Here is a 23,844-nt window from a genome sequence, read left to right on the forward strand (position 1 = left end):
CTGCACGTCTCCTGAAGGCGCGCCCGCCCGCTGCGGTGTCAGCGGGCGGGACCGGGAAGCAGGGCGCCGGCCCGCTTCACGGTGCGGATGACCGGCGCCGTCTCGATCGAGCGGATCGCGTCCAGTGCCGCGATCCGTTCGGTCAGATAGCGCGCGAGGTCCACGGAGTCCCGGCAGTTCACGGCCGCGAGCAGATTGGTCGGCCCGGTGGTCAGCGCCACCAGGGACACCTCGGGGTGTTCGGCCATCGCCGAGGCCACCGCGGCGAGCCGGGACGGCCGTACGGACATCCACAGGCGCGCTTCGGCGCGGAAGCCGAGGGCGGCGGGCGGGACGTCGACGAGGAAGGTGAGCACACCGGCCCGGCGCAGCGCGGCCACCCGCCGGCGGACCGTCGACTCGGACCATCCCGTGGCGGCCGCGAGTTCGGGGTGGCCGGCCCGTCCGTCCCGCGCCAGGGCGTCGAACAGCGGCCGGTCGTCCGGCCCTACGGAAACACCGGCTTCCCCGGCCGGGCCTCCGGTGCCGTCCGCGGTGGGTCCGGGCGGGGCCAGCAGCGCCGTCTGCTCGGGCGTGAGGCGGGCGGGGCCGGTCCAGTCGTTGGGCAACGCGTAGTGGTCCAGCAGGAGATGGGCGGAGACGGAGGTGACCCGGGCGGTCCTGGGCAGCTTGTACAGGAGCAGGGCCTCGCTCTCGTCGGCGGTGGGCGTCTGGGCGCTGCACGAGATCTCGGTTCCGCCGGAGAGCAGGTAGACGTAGGAGGTGTCGGGGCGGGCGGCGAGCGCCGAGGCGAGGGGTCCCGCCGCGTCCGGTGTGCACTGCAGCCGGATCGTCCAGGCGTGGTGGCCGAGCCGGGCGCCGTTGAGCGTGCCGGCCACGCGGAGGGTGCCGGCGGAGCGCAGCCGGCGGTAGCGACGGGCGACGGTGCTCTCGGACACCCCGAGTACCTCCCCGATGAGCCGGAACGGCGCCCGCCCGTCGATCCGCAGCGCGTGCACCAGCCCGTGGTCCACCTCGTCCAGGATGCCGGTTCCGGTCTTCATGGAGGACGAGTGTGCCAGCTTCCGCCGGTCGGGCGGCCGCGGTGACGGGTCATCGTCCTCCCGCCCGAACCGGTACGGTCGCGGCATGGATGTCGCCCGGTTGACCACGCCCTCGTTCCTCGTGCTCGGCATCATCGACAAGCTGGGTGAGGCGAGTCCGTACGACGTGAAGGTCGAGGCCGCGCGCACGGTGGCGCCGTTCTGGTCGATGCCGCACGCGCAGGTGTACGCGCAGTGCGACCGGCTGGTGGAGGCGGGGCTGCTGTCGGAGGTGCGGCAGTCGGGCGGGCGGAACCGGCGGCTGATGCGGCTGACCGAGGCGGGCCGGAAGGCGCTGGCGGACTGGCTCGCCGACCCGGCGTTCGTGCCGGTCGAGGCGCGCGAACGCGGCATTCTGAAGCTGTGGTTCGGGGCGCGGCCGGAGGTGCTGGCGCCGGTGCAGCTGACCGAGCACCACCGCACGCTCGCGGGCTACGAGGAACTCGCCGAGGACGTGGGTGAGTTGCTGACCCGCGGGCAGCGCGAGGCGCTGGAGTTCGGTATCCGCTATGAGCGGATGATGGTGGATTTCTGGCAGTGGGTGGAGCGGCGCGGGGAGTGAGGCCGCCGCGCGACCGTTGACCACGGTGACGGATCGCCCTTACCTTCTCGATAGTCCAGACAGGACTATTGGCGCCGCGGGCCGCGGGACAGCGGGGTGGCGGCGGGCCGGAGCGAGGGAGTCGCCGTGAACCGTCCGAGGAGGGTCGCCTGGCGCCGCGTGGCCACCGCCGCCGTCGTGGCCGTCTGCGTCAGCTACGCCCCGATCGCGATGACCGAACTGTGGCCGTACGCGCAGCGCGGGGCGCCGGCGCTCGGCGAATGGGTGCTGGCGCGTGCGGTGTCACCGCGCTATGTCGCCGAGGCCGTCGCGGACCGGCTCGGGCCGTACGGGCGCAGCCTGGTGGCGCTGATCGTGCACTCGGTGCTGGGCGGTGTGCTGATGCTGCTCGGCCCGGTGCAGCTGCTCTCGGCGGTGCGGCGGCGGATCCGTCTGCACCGGGTGGTGGGCGTGGTGTTCGCCCTGACCGTGTACGCGTCGATGGCGGGCGCCGCGGCCTATCTGGTGCGCACCGCACCCCAGGACGCGTTCAGCGGGGCGGCGTTCTGGATCGTGCTCGGCACGATCCTGGTGGGCACGGTGCTGAGCGTGACGTTCGGCATCTTCGCCGCGGTGGGGCGCTTCCCCGACCTGCACCAGCGGTGGCTGCTGCTGTGTTACGGCTTCCTGATGACCGCGCCGCTGCTGCGCCTGGAGTGGGGTGCGCTGCCGTGGCTGCTTCCCGGGCTGTCGATGGCGGACATCAACCGGGTCGCGGTCATGCACCTCGGGTCCGTGGTGGCGTTCGGCGCGCTGCTCGCCTCGCGGGCGATGGACCGGCGCGGGACGGTTTCCGGGGTGCGGGGGACGTGGGTGCCGATGCCGGTGCTCGCCGTGGCGCAGCTCGCCGGCGCGGCCGCGCTGGCCTGGATCGTCCGGTCGTACCTGGGCCGGGGCGGCGAAGGGCTGCGCCTGCTGGTCGGGTACCTGGTCCCGTACGCCGTGACCTATGCCGTGCTGCTCGTCCGGCAGCGGCGGGCGGGGCGGGACGGGCGGAGCTGGGCGCGCGAGGAGTGGCGCCTGCATCTGGCCGCCCTGTGCCTGGCTCCGGTGTTCTCGGCGGGCGCGGCGCTGCTGTTCGAGCGGTACATGGGGCTGGACCGGGGCACCGCGCTCTCCGCGGGGGTGGCCATCGGCTGCGGTGTGCTGGCGTTCGCGGCGACCACGGTGGTCAGTCTGCGGATCATGTGCGCGCGGGAGCTGGTCAAGCGGGAGGGTCTTGCCGCGCCCCGCCGCCCGCACCGGGAGCCGTCACCGGCGTAGTCAACGCCCCTGCGTGTCACGCAAGTTGAGGGATCGAGCCGGAGAGGGAGACGGAGCGCAGATGCCTGAGGAAGCGGAGGTGTCCGGTACGGCCGAAGCGGTCGGGGCCGGGGAGGCGCGGCAGGCCGGTGCCGGCCCGTCGGTCGTGGAGGACGGTGGCCGTGCGCTGACCGTGGGCGTGGCGATGCTCGCGTACACCGTCGGCGTGATCAGCATCCTGGTCGGGGCGCTGCTCGCGGTGGCCGGTCTCACCGGGCAGGTGTTCAGCGCCTGGAAGTCGGCCGGGCCGCTGAGTCCCGCGCTGGTCGGCGCGGCGATGCTCGGTGTGGCGCCCGGGTTGTTCACCGTCGGCCGGGCGCGGGTCTGGGAGGAGGTCCGCACGCTGGTCCTGCCGCTCGCCGTGGTGCTCGTCGGGCTGTTCGCCGTGAGCCTGCTCAACGCGGGCCGGCTGCAGGCGGCCGCGGGCGGTGCGGTGGTCCTGGTGCTGTTCAGTCTCGGCTGGGTCGCCGTGCTGGGCGTGCTCGCCGTGTGTGCGCTCGCCGCCCTGGTCCGGCAGTACCTGAAGCCCGTCCGGCGGCCGGCGGCCCGGCTCGCCCCGCTGCCGGGATGGTCGAAGCCGTTCCTGGCCGTGCTCGGCTCGGCGTGGTTCGGCATCGGTACGGGGCTGCTGGTCAGCCCGCGGTTCTGGGCCGACTTCGTGCCGTGGACGGTGAACCGGCCGGACGCCCAGGCACTCGGTGTCTGGGCGATCGCCCTCGGCGTCGGCGTCCTCGGCGCCCTGGCCGAGGACGATCTGACCCGGACCCGCCCGGCGTTGCTCGCCCTGCCCGGTATCGCGCTGGCCCTGACCGTCGTGCTGGGGGTGCGCGCCGCGGAGGTCGACTGGTCGTCGGGTCCCGCGCTGTCCCTGGTCACCATGGTCGCCGGACTGCTGCTGGCGGGCACCATCGGCCACCGTCTGCTGGCCCGCGGCCCGGCACCCCAGCCCTGAGCGGGACCGCAGGTCAGGCGCACCCGGTCGCCGCGGCCCCTTGGCCGGCGGCACCTACACTGACCCGGTCGGGACGGGAACGGCGTCCCACCGGGGGGACGGAGACGGCAGTGGTCGGACGCGGCGAGGGTGACGGCGGCGACGCGGTGGACGACCCGTCCGCCGAGGTGCTGGGCGAGGCGGCCGCGGTGTTCGGACTGCTGGCCGCTCCCCCGCGGCTGCACATCGTGTGGGCGCTGACGCAGGGCGAACGGGATGTGAGCGGGCTCGCGGAGCGGATCGGCGGGGCGCTGCCGGCGGTCAGCCAGCATCTGACGAAGCTGAAGCTCGCCGGTCTGGTGCGTTCCCGCCGGGAGGGCCGCCGGGTCGTGTACTTCGTCGACGACCCCGATGTCGTGGCGGTGGTGCGCCTGTTGTTCGACCGGCTGGCCGCCCGCCACGGCGGACGGTCCGCGGCCGCGCCGGCGGACCTCCGTTCCTTCGGCGCCTGAGACCACGTGTCCGAGACCACCGCGACACCGGGCGGCGGCCCCACTCCCTCGCGGGCGGCGGCCGTACGCGCCCACGGTGATCCGCGCGCCGGGCACGGCGGCGCGGATCCGGCCCGGCTGACGACGCTGGAGCTGCTGCGCCGGCTGGCTGCCGGGCCGCGCGGACTGACCGCGGAACAGGCCGAGGAACGCCTGGTCCGCTACGGCGAGAACGTCGCCCCCGCCTGGCGGCCGGTCTCCTGGCCGCGGCGCTTCCTCGGCAGTCTGCGGGATCCGTTCACCGCGGTGCTGCTCTGTCTCGGGCTGGTGTCGGCGGCCATCGCCTCCTGGGGCACCGCCGGCGTGATCATGGTGTTGGTGGTGGTGAGCTGTCTGCTGCGGTCGGGCGGCGAGCACCAGGCCGGCCGGGCGATGGCCGGCCTGCGCGAACTGGTCGCCACCACCGCGTCCGTACAGCGCCGCGCGGACGACGGCGCCGCGCCGGTGGTCCGCGAGCTCCCCGTCGACCAGCTCGTCGTCGGGGACGTGATCCGGCTCGGGCCCGGCGACCTGGTACCGGCGGATGTCCGGCTGCTGCGCGCCAGTGGGCTGACCGTGCACCAGGCCGCGCTGACCGGCGAGTCCGTGCCGGTGGCGAAGTACGCCCTCGACGCGCCGCCCGATGCGGACGACGGGGCAGCCGAGCCGCCCCACCTCTGCTTCCAGGGCAGCAGCGTGGCGTCCGGGAGCGCAACGGCCCTGGTCGTCGCCACCGGCGCGGACACCCGGTTCGCCGCGGCGCACCCCGGACCGGCCCGGCGGCGGACGGAGAGCGCCTTCGACCGCTCGGTCCACGGCATCGCCTGGACGCTGATCCGCTTCATGCTGCTGACCCCGCCGCTGGTGCTGATGGCGAACGCCGCGCTGCGCGGACGGGGCCTTTCGACGCTGCCGTTCGCGATCGCGGTGGCGGTGGGCCTCACCCCGGAGATGCTGCCGGTGATCGTGACGGCGACGCTGGCGCGCGGCGCCTCGGCGCTCGCCCGTACCGGCGGCGTGATCGTCAAACGGCTGCCGGCGCTGCACGACCTCGGGGCGATCGACGTGCTGTGCCTGGACAAGACCGGCACCCTGACCCAGGACCGGCCGGTGGTGGCGCGGTCGGTGGACGCCCGGGGGGCCGACGATCCGGACGTGCTCAACTGGGCGTCGGTGGGCAGCTTCTGGACCCTGGAGCTCGCCGAACTGCCCGCCCCGGACTCCCTCGACGAGGCGGTCCTCGACGCCTCGGCGGCGTACGGCGCGGATCCGCTCGCCTACGACGGGATCGCGGCGCTGCCCTTCGACCCGGCCCACCGGCTCGCCACCGCCGTGGTCCGCCGCCCGGGGACGTACGGCCGGCACACGCTCGTCGTCAAGGGCGCCGTCGAGGACGTCCTCGGCCGCTGCGGGCGCGTCCGGCTGGACGGTACGGAGGCCGCGCTGACCGAGGGGGAACGCCGGCGGCTGCTCGACCTCGCGGCCACGGAGGCGGCCGGCGGTCTCCGGCTGCTCGCCGTCGCGCACGCCGAACGCCCCGCCCGTGGTGGCCCGTACGGCGAACGGGACGTCCGGGGGCTCACCTTCCTCGGCTGGGTCGCCCTTCGCGACGCGCTCGCCCCCACCGCCGGTGCCGCGCTCGACGGTCTCGCCCGGCGTGGGGTGACGGTGAAGGTGCTCACCGGCGACCACCCCGGCACCGCCGCCCGGGCCTGCCGCGATCTCGGCCTGGAACCCGGCGAGGTGCTGACGGCCGGTCAGCTCGGTGCGCTCAGCGGGCCGCCGCTCGCCGCGGCCGTCGAGCGGGCCACCGTCGTGGCGCGCTGCACCGCCCAGGACAAGGCCCGGATCGTGGCCGCGCTGCGCGCGAGCGGCCGGACCACCGGCTTCCTCGGCGACGGCGTCAACGACCTGCCGGCGCTGCTCACCGCCGACGTGGGCATCTGCCCCCGGGGAGCGGTGGCGGTGGCCCGCGAGGGCGCCGACGTCGTCCTGGCCGACAAGGACCTGACCGCCCTCGACCGTGCGCTCACCGCCGGCCGCCACAGCAGCGGCACCATCGCCGGCTACCTGCGGATCACGCTCTCCTCCAACCTGGGCAACGTCCTCGCGATGCTCGCCGCCGGCCTGCTGCTGCCGTTCCTGCCGATGCTCCCGGCCCAGGTCCTGGTGCAGAACCTCTGCTTCGACGCGGCCCAACTCGCCTACGCCTACGACCGGCCCGCGCCCGCCGCGGTACGCGGCCCGGCCGTCCTGCGGCCGCGCGCCGTGCTCCGCTACGTCACGGTCTTCGGCCTGCTCAACGCCGCCGCGGACCTGGCCACCTTCGGGGTGCTCGCACTCGCCGTGCACCTGTCGGACGGGCCCGGCGGCCCGGCGGTGTTCCACGCCGGCTGGTTCACCGAGAACCTGCTGACCCAGGCCATGATGATGCTGCTGCTGCGCACCGGCCGGTCCGCCCCCGGGGGCCGCACCATCGGCCCGGTCCACCTCGCCGTCACCGCCCTCGCCGTCCTCGGCCTCCTGCTCCCCCTGTCCCCCCTGGCCCCGGCCCTGGACATGGCCGCCCCGCCACCCCTCTACTACGCGCTCCTCGCCGCGGTCCTCGCCCTCTACGCGGTCACCCTCACCACGGCGGGCCGGCGCTACGCGTGACCCCCCTGCCGGGGGATGCAGAAGAGGGCGAGGACGGCGGCCGTCAGGTACGCGGTCGCGCCGACGGCCATGCTGAGGCGCAGGCCGGTGGGGAAGGTGGCGGCGCCGGCCAGCAGGGAGCCGCCCAGCGCGACGCCCGCGGCGCTGCCGATCTGGCGGGTGGTGTTGAACAGGGCGGAGGCGGTGCCGGCGTACGTGTCCGGGGCGGCCGCCATCACGGTGGCGGTCGATCCGGTGAGGGCGAAGGACGTGCCGAAGCCCGCCGCCATCATCGGCGCCACCAGCAGGACGTAGTCCGGGTCCGGCCCCGCGGCGGCCCAGCCGGCCAGACCCGCCGAGCCCAGGAGCATGCCCGCCACCACGAGCGGCCGGTGTCCGGTGCGGCGTGCCAGGCGCCCGGACAGGACCGAGGCGAACATCGTCATGGCCACGGCCGGGAAGAGGGCGAGCCCGGTGCGCAGTGCGGTCAGGCCGCGGTGGTGCTGGAAGTACAGGCTGGCGGTGAAGATCATGCCGTAGAAGGCGAAGTTGAACAGCAGGCCGATGGCCGCCGCCCCGCTCATCGGGCGGGAGCGCAGCAGTCGCAGGGGCAGCACGGGGGTGCGGGCGAGACGTTCGCGCAGGACGAATCCGGCGGCCGCCAGGAGACACAGGCCGGCCCCGGTGAGGATCAGGGGGTCCGTCCAGCCACGTCGTCCCGCTTCGTTGAGGACGGCGGTGAGCAGGGCCACCGTCGCGATCAGCGCGCACTGCGCCGGCCAGTCGAGGGGGCGGTCCGGCCGCCGGGCCGAGACCGCCACATGACGCAGCGTCAGCAGCAGGCAGACGCATCCGACGGGCAGGTTGATGAAGAACACCCAGCGCCAGCCCACGGTGGTCACCAGCAGACCGCCGAGCAGCGGCCCCGCGGAGGCGGCGATGCCGGCCATGGAGCCCCACAGGCCGAAGGCCCGGGAGCGGGCGGCGGGTGAGGGGTACGCCTGCTGGAGGAGCGCGAGGGAGCCGGGCACGATCAGTGCCGCGCCGAGCCCTTCGCACAATCGGGCGGCGACCAGGAACCCGGCGCTCCGGGCCAGTCCGCAGCCGGCCGAGGCGACGGTGAACACCACGACCCCGGTGCAGAAGATCCGGCGGTTGCCCAGCCGGTCCCCCAGCGCGCCGCCGGTGAGCAGCAGACCGGCGAAGACCAGGGTGTAGCCGTCCGTGATCCACTGGATGCCGGTGAGCGAGGCCGACAGCTCCCGCCCCACCACCGGCACCGCGACGTTGATCACGGTCACGTCCAGGATGACCATGAAGTAGCCCGCACAGACCGCGAGAAGCGGGGCCAGGGCCCGGCCCGGACCCGCGGGCCGGTCCGGTCCGTCGGCCTGGGGACCACCGGCACGCACCATGGCGACACGCTATTCCCGCAGCGCACGGCTCCCGCGGCTTGGGCGGTCCGGCGGCGTGCCTCCACGAGCACTGCGGTCCCAGGCAACCGACCGTGCGTCAAACCCCTCCTTATACGACAGGGAACGAATTCGTGAGGGATGGGGGAGCCGTGCGGCGGCGTTCACTTCTCGCGGCGACATCGGCCGCGCTCGTACTGACCGTCTCCGCCGGTCTCGGCCTGACCGGCTGCGGTTCGCCGCGGATGGCGGCGTTGCACGCCAACTGCACCACCAAGGGCCTGCGGTGGAAGCTCACCGTGCTCAAGAAGCCGGCGCACGGCACGCACCGTGACGCCCGTCTGACGATCGTCAACAAGACGGCCCGGCCGTGCGTCTTCGGCGGCTACCCCCTCTTCGAGGTGCACGTCGGCAAGGGGCCGATGGCCGACGGCAAGGGGCGCGGCGCGGTCCCGCCGCCCATCGACCTGCGCGCCGGCGGCACGGTGACGACGGCACTGCGCTACCAGGACGCCTGGCCCGGCGAACCGTCCGGCCAGTGCTTGGTCAGCAACATGGAGGCGACGGTGGCCGCCCCGCACGACCGTGCCCTGCGGTCCATAACCGCCCGGGACGAGTCCGGCCGGCGCTCGCTGCTGAACGTCTGCAACGACACGGTGTGGATGAGCCCGCCCAAGGAAGCGGCCGAGTAGCGCGGGGTCTTCGGGGCCCCGGGCCTCGTGCGGGGCCGGGCCCGGCTGGTTCAATGGCCGCCGAGGTGAGGGATATGGTGTCGGCCGACCGGCTGCTGGCGTTCGCGGTGATGTCGCTGTTGGTGATCGTGATTCCGGGGCCGAGCGTGCTCTTCGTGATCGGCCGGGCCCTGGCGCACGGCCGCCGGACCGCGCTGGCCACGGTCCTGGGCAATGTGGTCGGCTCGTACCTGCTGGTGGCCGCCGTGGCGTTCGGGCTCGGGTCGCTGGTCGAGCGGTCCGTCACGGTCTTCCTGGCCGTGAAGCTGGCCGGGGCGGCCTACCTCGTGTTCCTCGGCGTGCAGGCGTTCCGCCACCGCAAGGACATGAAGATCACCGCCGTACGGCCGGCCGGGCGGCCGGCCCGCGGCGACCTGCGGACGGTCGCGGACGGCGTGCTCGTCGGCTGCACCAACCCCAAGGGGATCGTCTTCTTCGCGGCCGTACTCCCCCAGTTCGTGGACCGCGCGGCGGGCGGGCTGCCCGCCCAGATGCTGGTGCTGGGCCTGGTGCCGATCGGCATCGGCCTGATCACGGACACGGTGTGGGGGCTCACCGCCGCGGCGGCCCGCGGCTGGTTCGCCCGGTCCGAGCGCCGGCTGTCGCTGATCGGCGGCGCCGGGGGCTTCGCGATGATCGGCCTCGGGGTGACGGTGGCGGCGACCGGACGCGCGGACTGACCGGCGCCCGGTGCCGCGGACCGTCCCGCTCAGCGGTCCGCCGCGAGATCGGCCTGCACGGCCGGGGGCGCCACCGGCGGCCAGGCGGGCCAGCCGTGCACCGGCGGCACCGCGATCGCCCGCCACCAGGGATAACCGGCCGGCGGATCGGCCGGCTCGAACGGCTCGCCCGGTCTGGGGTGGACGGTGGCCACGCCGGCCTTCCGGCCGGCGCTCAGCGTCCATTCCGCCGGCTCGGCCCAGGGGTGCGGGGCCAGGTTGAAGGTGCCCCAGTGGATCGGCAGCATGACACCGGCCGGTGCGCCGCCCTGGAGGTCCAGATGGGACCGGACGCCCTGGGTGGGATCCATGTGGATGTCGGGCCAGAACTCGCTGTACGCGCCGATCTGGATCATCGTCGCGTCGAACGGGCCGTGCGCCGCGCCGATCTCCGCGAAGCCGGGGAAGTAGCCGGTGTCGCCGCTGTGGAAGATCCGGTGTGCGGGACCGGCGACGACCCAGGAGGCCCAGAGGGTGTGCTGCGGACCGCGCAGGCCGCGGCCGCAGAAGTGCTGGGCCGGGGTGGCGGTGAGGGTGAGGTCGCCGACGCGGGTGGACTCGTGCCAGTCCAGCTCGGTGATCCGCGCCGCGGGCACGCCCCAGAATTCCAGGTCGGCGCCGACGCCCAGCGGGACGACGAAGACCGCGCCGGTGCGGATCAGCCCCTGGATCGTGGTCATGTCGAGGTGGTCGTAGTGGTCGTGGGAGATCACCACGGCGTCGACCGGGTCCAGCTCGGTCAGCTCGACCGGCATCGGGTGCATCCGCTTCGGGCCCGCCCAGGTGAACGGCGAACAGCGCTCCCCCCACACCGGGTCGAAGAGCACCCGCCGCCCGTCGATCTCCGCGAGTACGGTCGAATGCCCCAGCCATGTCAGCCGCAGTCCGGACGCGGGCGGAACGCGAAGGTCCGCAGCGGTCTCGCGGTGCACCGGAATCCGGCCGATCGGGGCCCGGCGCAGCCGCCCCTCGCGGCTCAGCTGGGTGCGCGCCATCGGCAGCGCGGAGCCGTCGAGCAGCTGCCGGGTCTGCGCCGGGTTGCGGAACTGACCGTCCACGAACTGCGGTGACCTGCGTATCCGGGCCAGCCGCTCGCCCGTGGGCCGCGCGCCGAAGCTCGCGGGACGCAGCGCGGACAGGGGGGTACGGCGGGAGCGGGAACCGGGCACGGCACCTCCATGGTCGGGACGGTCGCGAAGTGAACGGGCCACGGGACCGGTGGGTTCCGCCGGCGCCCCGGCCACTTCGTGCCTCCCCCTCAACGCCGTGGCCGCGGCTCACATTCCGTGATCGGCCGCCTCCCCGGCGTCGAATTCCAGCCCGACGTGATCCTCCACCGCCCGGCACCCCACCCGCTGGTGGAGCGCATTACCGGTGGCGTTGGCGAGGTCGGTGAACAGCACCACCTCCTGGGCGCCGGAGGACCGGACGGCGGCCGACACCGCCGCGGTGACCGCCCCGGCGAAACCGCGTCCGCGCAGCTCGGGCGGGGTGTGGACGGGGCGACCCGAGCCAGGCCGGCCGGCGTGCGGGTGACGCAGGGCCATCGAGACCCTGCCAGGCGGCGGCGCAGGCCTCGGCGGCGGGCCGGCAGCCGTTCACCCCGGCGGGCCGGGGCCGCTCGCGCGCCAGTACGTCGGCCGGTGCGACGGCCGCGGCGTCCGGCATCGGGGAGAGCAGGACCGGCCGCGGCGGGGTCCGAAGGAACGCGGCCGCGGTTTCCCCCCGTCCGTCCGGCCGCCACCATCCGTAGGCCGGGGCGTCGTCCCCGTACGCGTCGGGGCCGCGCGTCCGCGGGGCGGAGGCCGCCGAGAGCAGCACCGTGTGGGCGACCGGCCGGCCGCGCAGGAACTCCCCCGCGGCCGCCTCGAACGCGTCCGGGTCCCGGGTCGTGGTCCACGTCATGCCTCCGCCTGGCGCGCGGGTGGCCGCCGGTGCGGCCGGTTTTTCGGTGCCGGGCCGGCGGTGCCTCCCGGGTGCCCGTCAGAGCGGTTCGACGACCGCCGGCGGGGCGGGCAGCGCGGGGCGGCGGGGCAGCAGGACCGTGCGCAGCAGGACCCGCGGGGTGACCAGCCGGGCGGGCGGGGCGGTGAGGCAGACGACGTCCCGGAAGGCCGCGCCGACCACGGGGTCGATGGCGGCGCGCACGGTGAGCCGGTCGAGATACCAGGTGCCGAGCCGCTCGCCGAGGCCCGCGCGGGCGCCGCCGCCATCGGCGTACGGGCGGTCCGCGCCCACCGCGGCGAGCCAGGCGGTGTCCGCGGCGCGGGCCACCGCGCGCTGGGCCTCGGCCGCGACGCCGGGCCGCGGTCCGCCGCGGGCCGCCAGCGTGCCGCGCACCGCCAGCGCGCCCAGTGCGGCGACCGCCATGCCCTGTCCGTACACGGGGTTGAAGGTGCAGCCGGCGTCCCCCAGGACGAGCAGGCCCTCGGGCAGGGCGCCGGGCCGCTCGAAGCGCCGGCGGCGGTTGCAGGTGTCGCGGAAGCCGTGCACCGGGGAGAGCGGTTCGGCCCGCGCGAGCAGTTCGTGGACGTACGGGTCGCCGACGGTGGCGGTGAAGGCGGTGAACTCCGCCGGGTCCGTGGGCGGGTGGTGCCCGCGCACCCCGGACAGCGTCAGCAGCCAGTTGCCGTCCTCGACGGGGACGTAGGCGGCACCGCGCGGACAGCCCGGCCAGCCGGGGACGTTGACCCCCACGTCGGGCGCGGCGTCCGGGTCCTTGGGGCGGTACATCCGGGTGGCGTAGGCGAGCCCGGAGTCGACGGTCTCCTCCTCGGGGGCGGGTCGGCCCAGTGCGGCGTACCACTGGGGCGTGCGGGAGCCGCGGCCGGAGGCGTCCACGACGAGGCCGGCCGGCAGTTCGCGCACGGCGCGGGTGCCGGCCGCGCCGTCCCGGGCGCGGATGCGGACCCCGGTGACCCGGTCGGCGGTCCCGGTGAGGCCGATGACCTCGGTGGCCTCCAGGACCTCGACGCGGGTGGGCGAACCGGCGGCCGCCCGCAGTGCCCGTTCGCGGACCACGGCGTCCAGCACCGGCCGGGTGACGCTGAGCGTCGGATGGCGGCGCTCGTCGAACCGGCGCTGCCAGCCGGCGGGCGTACGGGTGAGCAGATCGCGCGGCAGGTACAGGTCGCGGGCGCCCGCCTCGGTGAGCGCGGCGACGGTGCCGGGCAGCATTTCCTCCAGGGCGCGCCGGCCGCCGCTGAGGAGGATGTGCAGATGGCGGGCCTGGGGGACGCCCTTGCGGAAGGCGCGGCCCTGCGGGTAGCGGTCGCGTTCGACGACGGTGACCGTGTCGACGTGGCCGGTGAGGGCGGTGACGGCCAGCATGCCGGCGAGGCCGCCGCCGATGACCAGCGCGGTCCGCCCGCCATTGGAGTGCTCTGCCATGCCCGCCTCACTCGCCCGCCGGGCCGTGCCGGCCGCCGCCCGGTCCGCTCGCCGCCGTGCCCGAAACCCTTTCGCCGGACCCGGCCACAGTTGGCCCGGGCCCGCAACGGAGCACCGCCCGCGGGTCCCGATCAGATCCGTCCCTCAGACTTCAGTGCGGCCGTCGGCCGTGTCAACCACCCTTGCCGCCAGGGGAGTCGGGCCGCCGCGGCGCCGCACGGAAGCCGGCGCGGAGCCGCCGCCGGCACCCGGTCCGCGCCGGTCACGGTGCACCGGCGGGGTGTCTCGCACGTCATTTCCCCCCTCGTGCCACCCCCGCCCCCGACATCCCGGTTTCGGGCGCGGCTGCGTCTAGACTCCCGGCAGCAGCGGACGCACCCGGTCCGCAAACGGTCTCACCAGCAAGGGATTCGTCTCACCAGCAAGGGATGCAGGGACGCTTGTGACATTCCAGCAGGTATCTGAGCCGTATGACGCATATGACGTACTCGTCGTGGGCGGGTCGGGCGTGGACACCGTCGTGCCGGTCGGCGCGCTGCCCGTGCCGCCCGCCGATTCCCATCCGGTCCCGCCCATCAGGGAATGGGCCGGCCACACCGGCACCGGTGTCGCGCTGGGCTGCGCGGCGCTCGGACTGACCACCGGATTCGTGGACTTCATCGGCGACGACCCTCCCGGGGCCCTGGTCCGCGAGCGGCTGGCCGGCACCGGTGTGGACTTCCGCCCGCTGGTCTCCCCGCACGGCACCCGGCGCGCGGTCAACCTCGTCGCCCCCGACGGCCGCCGGATGTCCTTCTACGACGGGCGTGACCCGCTCGACCTGCGGATGCCGCCGGAGCACTATCTTCCGGTGCTGCGCCGGGCCCGGCACGTGCACCTGTCGATCAGCCACTTCGCCCGCTTCCTCTACGACGACATCGAGGCGCTCGGCCTTCCGGTCTCCACCGATCTGCACGACTGGGACGGTCTGACGGACCACCACCGGGAGTTCGCCTTCCGCTCGGACCTGGTGTTCCTGAGCACGGCCGGGGCGGGCGAGCGGATCGGGGACGTGATGCGGGACATCCTCCGGCAGGGGCGGGCCCGGGCGGTCGTGGCGACGGCCGGCGCGGGCGGGGCGTATCTGCTCACGCCCGACGACCGGACCCCGCGGCCGGTGCCGGCCGTGGCGCCGCCGGGCCCCGTCGTGGACAGCAACGGCGCCGGCGACGCCTTCGTCTGCGGCTTCCTCCACGGCCGGCTCGCGGGCCGCGAACTGGAGGACTGCGCGCGCCTGGGCGCGGTCGCGGGGGCGTACGCGTGCACCTCGCCGGGCACCCACACCGCGCTCATCGGCCCGGAGGGCTTGCGCGGTGTCGTGCCCGAGCCCGCGGCGGCGGCCGAGCCGGCCGGTCAGTCCTTGCGGCCGACCCCGCCGTAGAAGATGGTGTTGTTGAGTTCCTCGGCATCGGGCACCGGTCCGTCCGGCCGCCACAGCGGGACGCGGACCACGCCCGGGTCGAGGAGGGTGAACGGCCCGAAGAGCGGCTCGATGCCGGCCTTGGAGCGCAGGTTGAGGCTGGCGGTGGCGCTCTTGTAGACGTCCTCCACGCCTGCTCGGGCGACCTCGTCGGTACGGCCGCCGGGGTAGCCCTCGTAGGGTTCGCCGGTGGCGTGCGACAGGACGAGGTGGCTACCGGCGGGGAGCGCCTCGGCGAGGGTCGCGATCACGCCGGCCGGGTCCTCGGCGTCCCGGAGGAAGTGCAGGACGGCGACGAGCAGCAGCGCCACGGGTTCGTCGAAGTCGATCAGCTCGCGGACCACGGGATGGTCCAGGATCGCCTTGGGGTCGCGGACGTCACCGAGCACGAAGCCGGTCCGCTCCGTGTTGGTGAGCCGGGCCCCGGCGTGGGTGGCGACGATCGGGTCGTTGTCGACGTAGACGACCCGGCAGTCGGGGGCGGCCTCGCGGGCCACCTCGTGGGTGTTGGGCGAGGTCGGGATGCCGGTGCCGAGGTCGATGAGCTGGCGGACGCCGGCGCCGACGACGGTGCGCACCGCGCGCCGCAGGAAGGCGCGGTTGGCGCGGGCGCTGAGCCGTACCTGGGGGTGGACCTCGATGACGCGCCCGGCGGCCACCCGGTCGACCTCGTAGTTGTCCCAGCCGCCGAGGTAGTAGTCGTACATCCGGGCCGGGTGCGGCCGGCTGGTGTCGATCTCCTCGGCCGAGAAGCCGGTGTGCTCCGGGCCGGGGGCGTACGGCCCGAATTCCGGTACCTCGAACTCCTCGTTCTCCGGGGGGAGTTGCTGCCCGCTCATGCCGTCCTCCGCTCGGCGCACCGGCCGGCCGGTGCCGCGGTGAGCAGGAAGTCGGCGTGGCCGGCCTTGGCGCCCTCGATGAAGCTGACCATTTCGCGGTGGGTGTAGATCAGCGCCGGGCCGTCCGGGTCGGTGGACTGGCGCAGGGCGATCCGGCCGTCCCCCAGCCGCATGGCCTCGACGCATTCGCCACCGTTTCCGCCGCTCCACGGTTTGTGCCAGCCCTCTGTGCCCAGTTCTTTGGCGGGCATGCCGTTGTAGATGCGTATGCGATCCATGGGGGGTTCAGATCTCCTTGCGAAAGCCACCCAGAATGGCCTCGGTGGTGTGTGCCGGCGCGGCCTGCGCACACATCCGGTCCAGGGCCTCCAGGTACTGCGAGACGTCGTTGCGCTGGTCGAAGTACACGGCTCCGACGAGGCTTTCCGTGTAGGCGATGTCCGGGAGTTCCGGGATCGGGAAACGGAAGATGTGGAAGGGCCCGTACATGGCGGGGTGCGGGCCGGCGGCGAAGGGCATCACCTGCAGCCGCACGTTGGGCAGCGCGGTGGCCTCCATGAGCCGGGTGATCTGGTCGCGCATCACCTTGGGCCCGCCGATCGGGCGCCGCAGGACGGTCTCGTCCATGACCACCCAGAGCATCGGCGCGTTGTCGCGGGTCAGCAGGGACTGCCGTTCCCTGCGCAGGGCGACGATGCGGTCGATCTCCGCGCCGGAGGCGTGCGGCATCCCGGCGCGGAGCACGGCGGTGGCGTAGTCCTCGGTCTGCAGCAGTCCGGGGACGTAGTGCGGCTGGTAGGCGCGGATGAGGTTGGCCTCGCCCTCCAGGCTGACGAAGGCGCTGAACCACTCGGGGAGGACGTCCCGGAAGCGGTGCCACCAGCCGGGTTTGTTGGCCTCGCGGGCCAGGCCCAGGAAGCCCTCGATCTCCTCCTCGTCGGTGACGCCGTAGGTCGCCAACAGCTTCTCGACGTAGGGGAGTTTGAGGCCGACCTCGGCCTTCTCCATCCGCCGGACCGTGGCGTGGGTCACGTCGAGCGCCGCCGCGGCCTGCTCGTAGGAGAGTCCCGCCTTCTCGCGCAGGTCCTGCAGTCGCTTGCCGAGCACCACCCGCAGGACGGTCGGTGCGCCTGCCGACCGTGGGTCCGCCACGTCCGATCGCCTCCAACTGACTTCAGTGTTCAGCAGTGTGTCATGCCGTCAGCAGGACGAACAGACTGCACTGACGATTCTGCAAATTACAGAGTGATCCTTGCCATCGGTGACTGACATCGCACATAGTTACGGCGTGGCTTCCTCCAACAACGCTCCTTTGTTAGGGCGCTGCGGCGGCTTCGTCGCCCAGCACCCGCAGGACGCGTTCCACTTGCCGGCGCGACGCACGTCCGTCCCCGAGGCGCGCAGACGCGTCCAGACGCTGCTCGCCGAGTGGGGCGCGGCTCAACAGGTCCGCGACGACGTGGAGTTGGTGGTCTCCGAGCTGTTCACCAATGCCGTGCGGCACACCGGCAGCGAGAAGGTCGGCTGTGAAATCGCCCTCATCGGTGCGCACCTGCGCATAGAGATCACGGACGAGGGCGACCCCGGGGGTTCGGCACCGCAGGTCCAGCCGGGCAGCCCGGACCAGGAGTGCGGCCGCGGGCTGTTCCTGGTCGGCGCGCTCTCCGACAGCTGGGGCTCGCGCCCGGCCGACAGCGGGCGGGGACGCGTGGTCTGGGCAGACCTGCCGTACTCCAGCGCTCCGGCACACTGAGGCCCCGTTCCGCCGCCGGCGGACGGGGCCTTCGTCAATGGTTCAGAGCGGCAGCAGGTCGGGCCGCTTGGGTTCGACGTGGTCGCCGGAGGACTCGCCACGCAACCGGCGCCCGATCCACGGCACGAGGTGTTCCCGGGCCCAGTGGATGTTGTTCCGCCGCGCCTCGGCGGCCGACCGCTCCATCTCCGGCGGCCAGGGCTGGTCCGGGTCGGCCGGCACCCGCAGGCCGAGCACCTGGGCGGCGCGCAGCGCCACGCGGGTGTGGCCGTCGGCCGACAGATGCAGCCGGTCCTCGCTCCAGGCCCGCCGGTCCTGTACGGACTTCAGCGACCACAGGTCGAGCACCGGGCAGCCGTGCCGGTCCGCGATGGCCCGGACGTGCGCCGTGTAGGTGGCGATCTTCCCGCGCAGGAGACCGAGCACCGGGACCCCGCGGGTGTCGAAGCCGGTGCAGAGCAGGACCGTGCCGACCGAGGCGCGCAGATCGGCCACCGCCGCCTCGTACCGCTCGGCGACCGCGTCCGGGTCGGAGCCCGGCCGCAGGATGTCGTTGCCGCCGGCACAGAACGTCACCAGGTCAGGGGCGAGCTCCTTGGCCCGCGGCACCTGTTCCTCGACGATCTGGTCCAGCAGCCGCCCCCTGATGGCGAGGTTGGCGTAGCGGAAGGCACCCTCCGCCTGCTGGTCCGAGAGCAGGACCGCGAGCCGGTCCGCCCAACCGATGTACACCCCGTCAGGGCCGGGATCCCCGACCCCCTCTGTGAAGCTGTCCCCGACGGCTGCGTACGACCCGATGGCACCTGTGGCGCCTGTGATGAGGTCTTGCGACTCATCTGCAGCGCTCCTGGCGCCGCTGCTGATGTTCTTCGAATCGTCTGCCACGTCAGGACATACTTCACCTCCAGAAGTGACCTACGCCACCGTAACCAGGGGTTGACGAGGCGTGATTAATGCCACCAGGTCAAATTCTGCTCAAGTTGGAATAAGAATCGGGCATGGGTTGCTTCTTGAGCGCTTCCTCGCGCCCTGCGGCGCTCCGATTGCGGCCTGATTTCCTCTTGCATCAATGTCGTATCGTCGGGACTGCCCGCCTCGTCGACGAGCAGCGTCGGCGACCGAACCAGAGGAGCGCCCGTGACGCAGCAGACGCCGCAGGTCCCGCAGGCCCAGCCGGAGCTCGCGGAGGTCCGCAACTTCCGCGACGTGGGCGGGCTGCCGACCGTGGACGGGCGTCGCGTACGGGAGGGCAGGCTGTTCCGCAGCGGACACCTCGCCCACGCCACGGCGGAGGACGCGGCGTTCCTGGCCGGCCTCGGGCTGCACACCATCTTCGACTTCCGCAACGCCTCGGACATCAAGCTGGAGGGCCCCGACGTCGCGCTGCCCGGCGTGCGCAACGTGAACATCCCGCTGACCGACCCGGCCGACGGCGCCGAGTTCTGGACGATGGTCCGCGACGGTGAACTGGATCAGCTGCGCACCGCGCTCGGCGACGGCAAGGCCGCGGCCCGGATGGCCGCCACCTACCGGCACATCATCACCACCCGTACCGAGGACCACAGTCGGGTGCTGCACGCGCTCGCCGAGGACAGCGTCCCGGCGCTGATGCACTGTGCGGCCGGCAAGGACCGGGCGGGCCTGTCCGTGGCCGTGACCCTGCTGGCGGTCGGGGTGGAGCGGGACGCCATCGAGGCCGACTACCTCAAGTCCAACGACCCGCACCGCCGCTACAAGATCCGCCGCTCCGACAACTCCGCGGTCGGCATGTCGCAGGAGGTCATGGAGCTGCTCTCGCCGCTGTTCGGCGCGCACACCGACTACCTCGCGGCCGCCTACGACGCGATCGAGCGGACCTGGGGCTCGACGGAGAAGTACCTGACCGAGGGCCTGAAGCTGGCCCCCGAGACCCGCGAGCGGCTGCGCGACGCACTGCTGGCCGACTGACCGGACCCCCGGCCCCGGGCCCCTGGTTCTAGGGTTCGGCGACCCAGCCCGCCGCCAGCACCAGCCCCGACGCCCGGTGCACGGCGAGGAAGCCGAAGGGCCGGTCGAAGCGGGCCGTGATCCGCGGCGCCTCGTACGGCGGGGGCGGCGGCACGGCCCCCGGTGCGGCCGGCACGACCGTGACGGCCGCGGCCCGGAAACCGAGCGCGCCGAAGGTCGCGGTGGCCTGCTGCCGGGCTGCCGACACCGCGAGCGGCTGGTCGCTGATGCCCGGAAAGTGCCCGCGGGAGGTGTCCGCCGCGGCGGTCAGCCCGAACAGCTCCGGCCGCTTGAGCAGATCGTGTGCGGCGTCGACGGTGAACCGCACGGTCGTGAGGTCCAGGCGCGGCACCCCGTCGTAGCTGGGCACCGTCGTCACCCGCAGCCCCGGCCCGGCGCCGTCGGCCGGCACCGCACCGGACACCGCCGGGTACCGCCCGGCCAGCGCCTCGACGCCGTGTCCCAGCACCTCGCCGCCCGGTACGCCGGGCCCGCCGAGCAGCAGATGGACGTCCAGGCCGTTGTCGCCCTCGACGCGTACGGCGGTCAGCGGGCCGACCGGGGTGCCGTGCACCCGGACCTGCGAGGCCGCCGCCCCGGAGCGGCTCAGCGCGGTCACCTCGCGCCCCGCCCAGGGGCCTTCGGTGAGCCGCAGTGGGTACTCCCCGAAGGGCTCCGCCCAGGTCGTCCGCACCAGCAGCGCACTGGCCAGGACGAGCAGCAGGTCCGGGGTGACCTCGACCGGCATCCGCTCGATCAGCCCCTCGGTGTGGCGCCGCGCCCAGGCGTCCAGCGCCTCCTGGTCCGCCGCCGCGGCGCCGGTCAGCTCGCCGAGCGTGCCCGGCGCCAGACCGTCCCGCCACTCCGGGCGCAGCGCCAGGGTGCGCCGGGCCCACACCGCGGCCGCGGCGCCGACACCGTCGGCCGCGTCCAGCGCCCGTAGCAGCGACCGGCCCTCCGACGGCGCGCGCTCCGGGTCGGTGCCGAGCGCCTCGGCCAGCTCCGTACGGGCCGGGCCCGCCGAGGGGCCCGCGAGCAGCGCCAGCAGCGGCCAGACACCGGCCGCGGTGAGGACCGTGCCGGCCTCCCCCACCGCCGCCCGCGCCCAGCGGGCCGTCATGCCGTTCACGGACCGCACCGTCGTCGCGGCCACCATCGCGTTCCCCCCAGCGCTGTCAGCGGTGCGCGACCGCCTGTTTGACCAGCGTCCGCCCGAAGTCCCACATCAGGCCGCCGCCACCGTGGGCGTCGTCCATGACGGCCGTGAAGGCGTCGACGAACCGGTCCACCTCCCGCTCGCCGATGATCAGCGGCGGGATCAGCTTAATGACCTCCAGGTGGTCGCCGGAGACCTGGGTGAGGATGCGGTGCCGCTGCAGCAGCGGCACCACGACCATCTGCGCGAACAGCCCCTTGCGGGCCGCCTGCAGCATCGTCCAGCGGCTGCGCAGCCCGAGCGAGGTGGGCCTACCGAACTCGATGCCGATCATCAGGCCGCGGCCCCGTACGTCGTGCAGCAGCTCGTACTCGGGGATCAGCTCGGCGAGCCGGCCGCGGAGCAGATCGCCGGTGTGCCGGGCGTGCGCGACGGTCTGCTCGTCCTCCATCACCGCGAGGACCGCCAGACCGGCCGCCATCGCCTGGGCGTTGGAGCCGAAGCTGGCGGAGTGGACCAGTACGCGGTCCATGGACGAGTAGACCTTTTTGAAGATCCAGTCCTTGCCGAGGGTCGCGCCGACCGGGACGTAGCCGCCGGACAGGGCCTTGGCCACGCACACCAGGTCCGGTGCGACACCGTCCTCGTGCTGGTAGGCGAAGAAGTCGCCGGTGCGGCCGAGGCCGGTCTGCACCTCGTCGGCGATCAGCAGGGCCTTGTGCCGGTGCAGGAGGTCCTGCGCGGCCCGCAGATAGCCGGGCGGCGCCTCGTGCACGCCCTTGCCCTGGATCGGCTCGACGATGAGCGCGGCGACGTCGCCCTTCGTCAACTCCCTTGCCAGCGCGTCGAGATCACCGAGCGGTACGGCGGTGTCGGGCAGCAGCGGGGCGAAGCCGTCGCGGAAGCCGTCCTCGCCGTTGACGGAGAGGGCGCCGGTGGTCAGGCCGTGGAAGGCGTGGGTGCAGTACAGGATGCGCGGCTTCCCGGTCGCGTACCGGGCGAACTTCAGCGCGGTCTCGACGGCCTCGGTGCCGCTGTTGCCGAAGAAGACCCGGTCGAGGTGCGGGGCGTGGCCGAGCAGCTTCTCGGCGAGGAGCCCGGGCAGCGGCTGGCAGTCGAAGCGGGTGAGGTCGGCCAGCTGGGCGTCGAGGACGTCGTGCAGCGCCCGGCGGACGACGGGGTGGTGCCGGCCCAGCCCCATCACCCCGAAGCCGGCGAGCATGTCGAGGTAGTCCTGGCCCTCCGCGTCCCAGAAGTACGCGCCCTCGGCCCGCTCGTAGACCTTGTCGAAGCCGATGGTGTGCAGCATCCGCGGCAGCTGGTGGTTCAGATGGCGGGTGTGCAGCTCGTAGCGCTCGCCACCGCGCTCCGCGAGCAGCCGCGTCAGGTCGAATCCGGTCATGAGACGCTCTCCTTACGGGCCAGCGCGGCGCTGATCCGGCCGGCGATCTCGGCCGGGGTCAGGCCCAGGTCGGCCAGCAGCTCGGCCCGCTTGGCGTGCGGCAGGAACTGCTCGGGGATGCCGAAGGTGCGCAGCGGTACGTCGACTCCTGCGTCCCGCAGCGCCTGGCCGACCGCCCAGCCGACGCCGCCGGTACGACTGTTGTCCTCGACCACGGCCACCAGCGCGTGGTCGGCGGCGAGTTCGGCAAGGGCCGGGTCGACCGGCTTGACCCAGCGCGGGTCGACGACCGTCGCGTCCACGCCGCGCGCCGCGAGCAGTTCGGCGACGCGCAGGCAGACCGGTGCCATCACGCCGACCGCGACCAGGAGGACGTCCGGGTGCGGTGCCCGGTGCAGGACGTCCACCCCGCCGATCCGGTCCACGGCCGGGATCGGGTCGTCCACCGCTTCCTTGGGGAAGCGCAGCACGGTCGGTGCGTCGTCCACGTCGAGGGCCTCGCGCAGCTGGGCGCGGAGCTGGTCGGCGTCGCGCGGGGCGGCGATCCGCAGGCCGGGGACGACGCCGAGCACCGACAGGTCCCACATGCCGTTGTGCGAGGCGCCGTCGGTGCCGGTGACGCCGGCCCGGTCCAGGACGAAGGTGACGCCGCACCTGTGCAGCGCGACGTCCATCAGGACCTGGTCGAAGGCGCGGTTGAGGAAGGTGGCGTAGACCGCGAGGACCGGGTGCAGACCGCCGGTGGCGAGCCCGGCCGCGGACACCGCGGCGTGCTGCTCGGCGATGCCCACGTCCCACACCCGGTCCGGGAACGCCTCGGCGAACTTCCGCAGGCCGACCGGCTGCAGCATCGCCGCCGTGAGGGCGACGACGTCCTCGCGTTCCTCGCCGATGCGGACCATCTCGTCGCCGAAGACGGACGTCCAGGACGGCGCGCCGGGCGGGGCGACCGGCGCGCAGGTCAGCGGGTCCATCACGCCGACGGTGTGGAAGTGGTCGGCCTCGTCCTCCAGGGCGGGCCGGTAGCCGCGGCCCTTCTCCGTCAGGCAGTGCACCAGGACCGGGCCGTGGAATCCGGACGCGCGGCGCAGCGCCGATTCGACGGCCGGGATGTCGTGCCCGTCGATCGGGCCGACGTACTTCAGGCCCAGGTCCTCGAACATGCCCTGCGGCGCGATGAAGTCCTTCAGGCCCTTCTTGGCGCCGTGCAGCGTGCCGTAGAGCGGTTTGCCGACGACCGGGGTGCGCTCCAGCAGGTCCTTGCCGCGGGCCAGGAAGCGCTCGTAGCCGTCGGTGGTGCGCAGGGTGGCGAGGTGGTTGGCCAGGCCTCCGATGGTCGGCGCGTAGGAACGCTCGTTGTCGTTGACGACGATGATCAGCGGGCGGTCCTTGGCGGCGGCGATGTTGTTCAGGGCTTCCCAGGCCATGCCGCCGGTCAGTGCGCCGTCGCCGATGACCGCGACGACGTGGTCCTTCTTCCCGCGCACCTGGTTGGCCTTGGCCAGACCGTCCGCCCAGCCGAGAACCGTCGAGGCGTGGCTGTTCTCGATGACGTCGTGTGCCGACTCCGCCCGCGAGGGGTAGCCCGACAGGCCGCCCTTGGCCCGCAGCTTGGAGAAGTCCTGACGGCCGGTGAGCAGCTTGTGCACGTACGACTGGTGGCCGGTGTCCCACAGGATGCGGTCGGCGGGTGAGTCGAAGACCCGGTGCAGGGCGAGGGTCAGCTCGACCACGCCCAGGTTGGGGCCCAGATGGCCACCGGTGCGGGCCACCGCGTGGACGAGGAAGTGCCGGATCTCCTCGGCGAGCAGGGGCAGGCGGTCGGCGGGGAGCGCCTTGAGGTCACGCGGGCCGCTGATGTGTTCCAGCATCGTCATGTTCGGTCCCCCTCGGGTCGTTCGGCGGCCGTGGCGGGGG

The 23,844-nt window shown here is 74.0% G+C and carries 22 protein-coding genes; 10 read left to right on the plus strand and 12 right to left on the minus strand.

Annotation, left to right across the window (positions count from 1 at the left end; translation table 11 throughout):
- Positions 1-38 precede the first annotated feature (38 nt).
- Positions 39-1,043, minus strand: a complete 1,005-nt coding sequence (locus OJ254_RS27285; RefSeq protein WP_265364497.1) for an Lrp/AsnC family transcriptional regulator — start codon at positions 1,041-1,043, stop codon at positions 39-41.
- An 85-nt stretch (positions 1,044-1,128) separates the two neighbouring features.
- Here OJ254_RS27285 and OJ254_RS27290 point away from each other — a divergent pair, with 85 nt between their 5' ends.
- The 5 genes from OJ254_RS27290 (at position 1,129) to mgtA (ending at position 7,101) form a co-directional block, all read left to right on the plus strand.
- A complete protein-coding gene (locus OJ254_RS27290) occupies positions 1,129-1,644 on the plus strand; it encodes a PadR family transcriptional regulator (protein ID WP_265364498.1) in 516 nt (171 codons plus the stop codon).
- Positions 1,645-1,770: 126 nt separating this feature from the next.
- A complete protein-coding gene (locus OJ254_RS27295; protein ID WP_265364499.1) occupies positions 1,771-2,946 on the plus strand; it encodes a DUF2306 domain-containing protein in 1,176 nt (391 codons plus the stop codon).
- Between the two features lie 61 nt (positions 2,947-3,007).
- Positions 3,008-3,937, plus strand: coding sequence for a hypothetical protein (locus OJ254_RS27300; RefSeq protein ID WP_265364500.1), 930 nt, complete (start codon positions 3,008-3,010; stop codon positions 3,935-3,937).
- 110 nt (positions 3,938-4,047) lie between these two features.
- A complete protein-coding gene (locus tag OJ254_RS27305; protein WP_265364501.1) occupies positions 4,048-4,428 on the plus strand; it encodes an ArsR/SmtB family transcription factor in 381 nt (126 codons plus the stop codon).
- A gap of 6 nt (positions 4,429-4,434) precedes the next feature.
- Positions 4,435-7,101, plus strand: coding sequence for a magnesium-translocating P-type ATPase (mgtA, locus tag OJ254_RS27310; RefSeq protein ID WP_265364502.1), 2,667 nt, complete (start codon positions 4,435-4,437; stop codon positions 7,099-7,101).
- On the opposite strand, the gene OJ254_RS27315 is transcribed toward mgtA, so the two are convergent.
- Positions 7,092-8,495, minus strand: coding sequence for an MFS transporter (locus OJ254_RS27315; protein ID WP_265364503.1), 1,404 nt, complete (start codon positions 8,493-8,495; stop codon positions 7,092-7,094). The genes mgtA and OJ254_RS27315 overlap by 10 nt on opposite strands.
- Before the next feature lie 149 nt (positions 8,496-8,644).
- Here OJ254_RS27315 and OJ254_RS27320 point away from each other — a divergent pair, with 149 nt between their 5' ends.
- Positions 8,645-9,184, plus strand: coding sequence for a DUF4232 domain-containing protein (locus tag OJ254_RS27320; RefSeq protein ID WP_265364504.1), 540 nt, complete (start codon positions 8,645-8,647; stop codon positions 9,182-9,184).
- A gap of 74 nt (positions 9,185-9,258) precedes the next feature.
- Entirely contained in the window at positions 9,259-9,903 is a 645-nt protein-coding gene (locus OJ254_RS27325; RefSeq protein WP_265364505.1) for a LysE family translocator, read from the plus strand.
- 29 nt (positions 9,904-9,932) lie between these two features.
- Here the strand turns inward: OJ254_RS27325 and OJ254_RS27330 are convergent, their stop codons facing one another.
- The 3 genes from OJ254_RS27330 to OJ254_RS27340 all read right to left on the minus strand — a co-directional run bounded on the left by OJ254_RS27330 (position 9,933) and on the right by OJ254_RS27340 (position 13,332).
- Positions 9,933-11,111, minus strand: coding sequence for an MBL fold metallo-hydrolase (locus OJ254_RS27330; RefSeq protein WP_265364506.1), 1,179 nt, complete (start codon positions 11,109-11,111; stop codon positions 9,933-9,935).
- A 108-nt stretch (positions 11,112-11,219) separates the two neighbouring features.
- The gene (locus OJ254_RS31200; protein WP_341483738.1) at positions 11,220-11,489 is read right to left on the minus strand and encodes a GNAT family N-acetyltransferase; all 270 of its coding nucleotides are present in this window, start codon (positions 11,487-11,489) and stop codon (positions 11,220-11,222) included.
- 436 nt (positions 11,490-11,925) lie between these two features.
- A complete protein-coding gene (locus OJ254_RS27340) occupies positions 11,926-13,332 on the minus strand; it encodes an NAD(P)/FAD-dependent oxidoreductase (protein WP_265364507.1) in 1,407 nt (468 codons plus the stop codon).
- Positions 13,333-13,774: 442 nt separating this feature from the next.
- Here OJ254_RS27340 and OJ254_RS27345 point away from each other — a divergent pair, with 442 nt between their 5' ends.
- Positions 13,775-14,752, plus strand: a complete 978-nt coding sequence (locus tag OJ254_RS27345) for a carbohydrate kinase family protein (RefSeq protein WP_265364508.1) — start codon at positions 13,775-13,777, stop codon at positions 14,750-14,752.
- On the opposite strand, the gene OJ254_RS27350 is transcribed toward OJ254_RS27345, so the two are convergent.
- From OJ254_RS27350 to OJ254_RS27360, 3 genes are read right to left on the minus strand one after another with little or no spacing between them, the layout of a single operon-like run.
- Positions 14,725-15,630, minus strand: coding sequence for an SAM-dependent methyltransferase (locus OJ254_RS27350; RefSeq protein WP_265364509.1), 906 nt, complete (start codon positions 15,628-15,630; stop codon positions 14,725-14,727). The genes OJ254_RS27345 and OJ254_RS27350 overlap by 28 nt on opposite strands.
- The gene (locus OJ254_RS27355; RefSeq protein WP_201804727.1) at positions 15,627-15,908 is read right to left on the minus strand and encodes a DUF397 domain-containing protein; all 282 of its coding nucleotides are present in this window, start codon (positions 15,906-15,908) and stop codon (positions 15,627-15,629) included. Before OJ254_RS27355 ends, OJ254_RS27350 begins: the two co-directional genes overlap by 4 nt.
- 7 nt (positions 15,909-15,915) lie before the next feature.
- Entirely contained in the window at positions 15,916-16,782 is an 867-nt protein-coding gene (locus OJ254_RS27360) for a helix-turn-helix domain-containing protein (protein WP_265364510.1), read from the minus strand.
- 109 nt (positions 16,783-16,891) lie between these two features.
- On the opposite strand from OJ254_RS27360, the gene OJ254_RS27365 reads away from it, so the two are divergent.
- On the plus strand, positions 16,892-17,383 hold the full coding sequence (locus tag OJ254_RS27365) for an ATP-binding protein (RefSeq protein ID WP_265364511.1): 492 nt from the start codon (positions 16,892-16,894) through the stop codon (positions 17,381-17,383).
- A gap of 42 nt (positions 17,384-17,425) precedes the next feature.
- On the opposite strand, the gene OJ254_RS27370 is transcribed toward OJ254_RS27365, so the two are convergent.
- Positions 17,426-18,268, minus strand: a complete 843-nt coding sequence (locus OJ254_RS27370; RefSeq protein ID WP_265364512.1) for an SGNH/GDSL hydrolase family protein — start codon at positions 18,266-18,268, stop codon at positions 17,426-17,428.
- 252 nt (positions 18,269-18,520) lie between these two features.
- On the opposite strand from OJ254_RS27370, the gene OJ254_RS27375 reads away from it, so the two are divergent.
- Entirely contained in the window at positions 18,521-19,330 is an 810-nt protein-coding gene (locus OJ254_RS27375; protein ID WP_265364513.1) for a tyrosine-protein phosphatase, read from the plus strand.
- Between the two features lie 28 nt (positions 19,331-19,358).
- On the opposite strand, the gene OJ254_RS27380 is transcribed toward OJ254_RS27375, so the two are convergent.
- Genes OJ254_RS27380 through dxs form a run of 3 tightly spaced genes read right to left on the minus strand, consistent with a single transcriptional unit; the run spans position 19,359 to position 23,804 of the window.
- Complete coding sequence (locus OJ254_RS27380) at positions 19,359-20,489, minus strand: serpin family protein (protein ID WP_265365331.1); 1,131 nt, start codon at positions 20,487-20,489, stop codon at positions 19,359-19,361.
- A 55-nt stretch (positions 20,490-20,544) separates the two neighbouring features.
- The gene (locus OJ254_RS27385) at positions 20,545-21,927 is read right to left on the minus strand and encodes an aspartate aminotransferase family protein (RefSeq protein WP_265364514.1); all 1,383 of its coding nucleotides are present in this window, start codon (positions 21,925-21,927) and stop codon (positions 20,545-20,547) included.
- Complete coding sequence (gene dxs / locus OJ254_RS27390) at positions 21,924-23,804, minus strand: 1-deoxy-D-xylulose-5-phosphate synthase (RefSeq protein ID WP_265364515.1); 1,881 nt, start codon at positions 23,802-23,804, stop codon at positions 21,924-21,926. Before dxs ends, OJ254_RS27385 begins: the two co-directional genes overlap by 4 nt.
- Positions 23,805-23,844 lie beyond the last annotated feature (40 nt).

The organism is Streptomyces endophytica (assembly GCF_026153355.1).
GTDB lineage: Bacteria > Actinomycetota > Actinomycetes > Streptomycetales > Streptomycetaceae > Streptomyces > Streptomyces endophytica.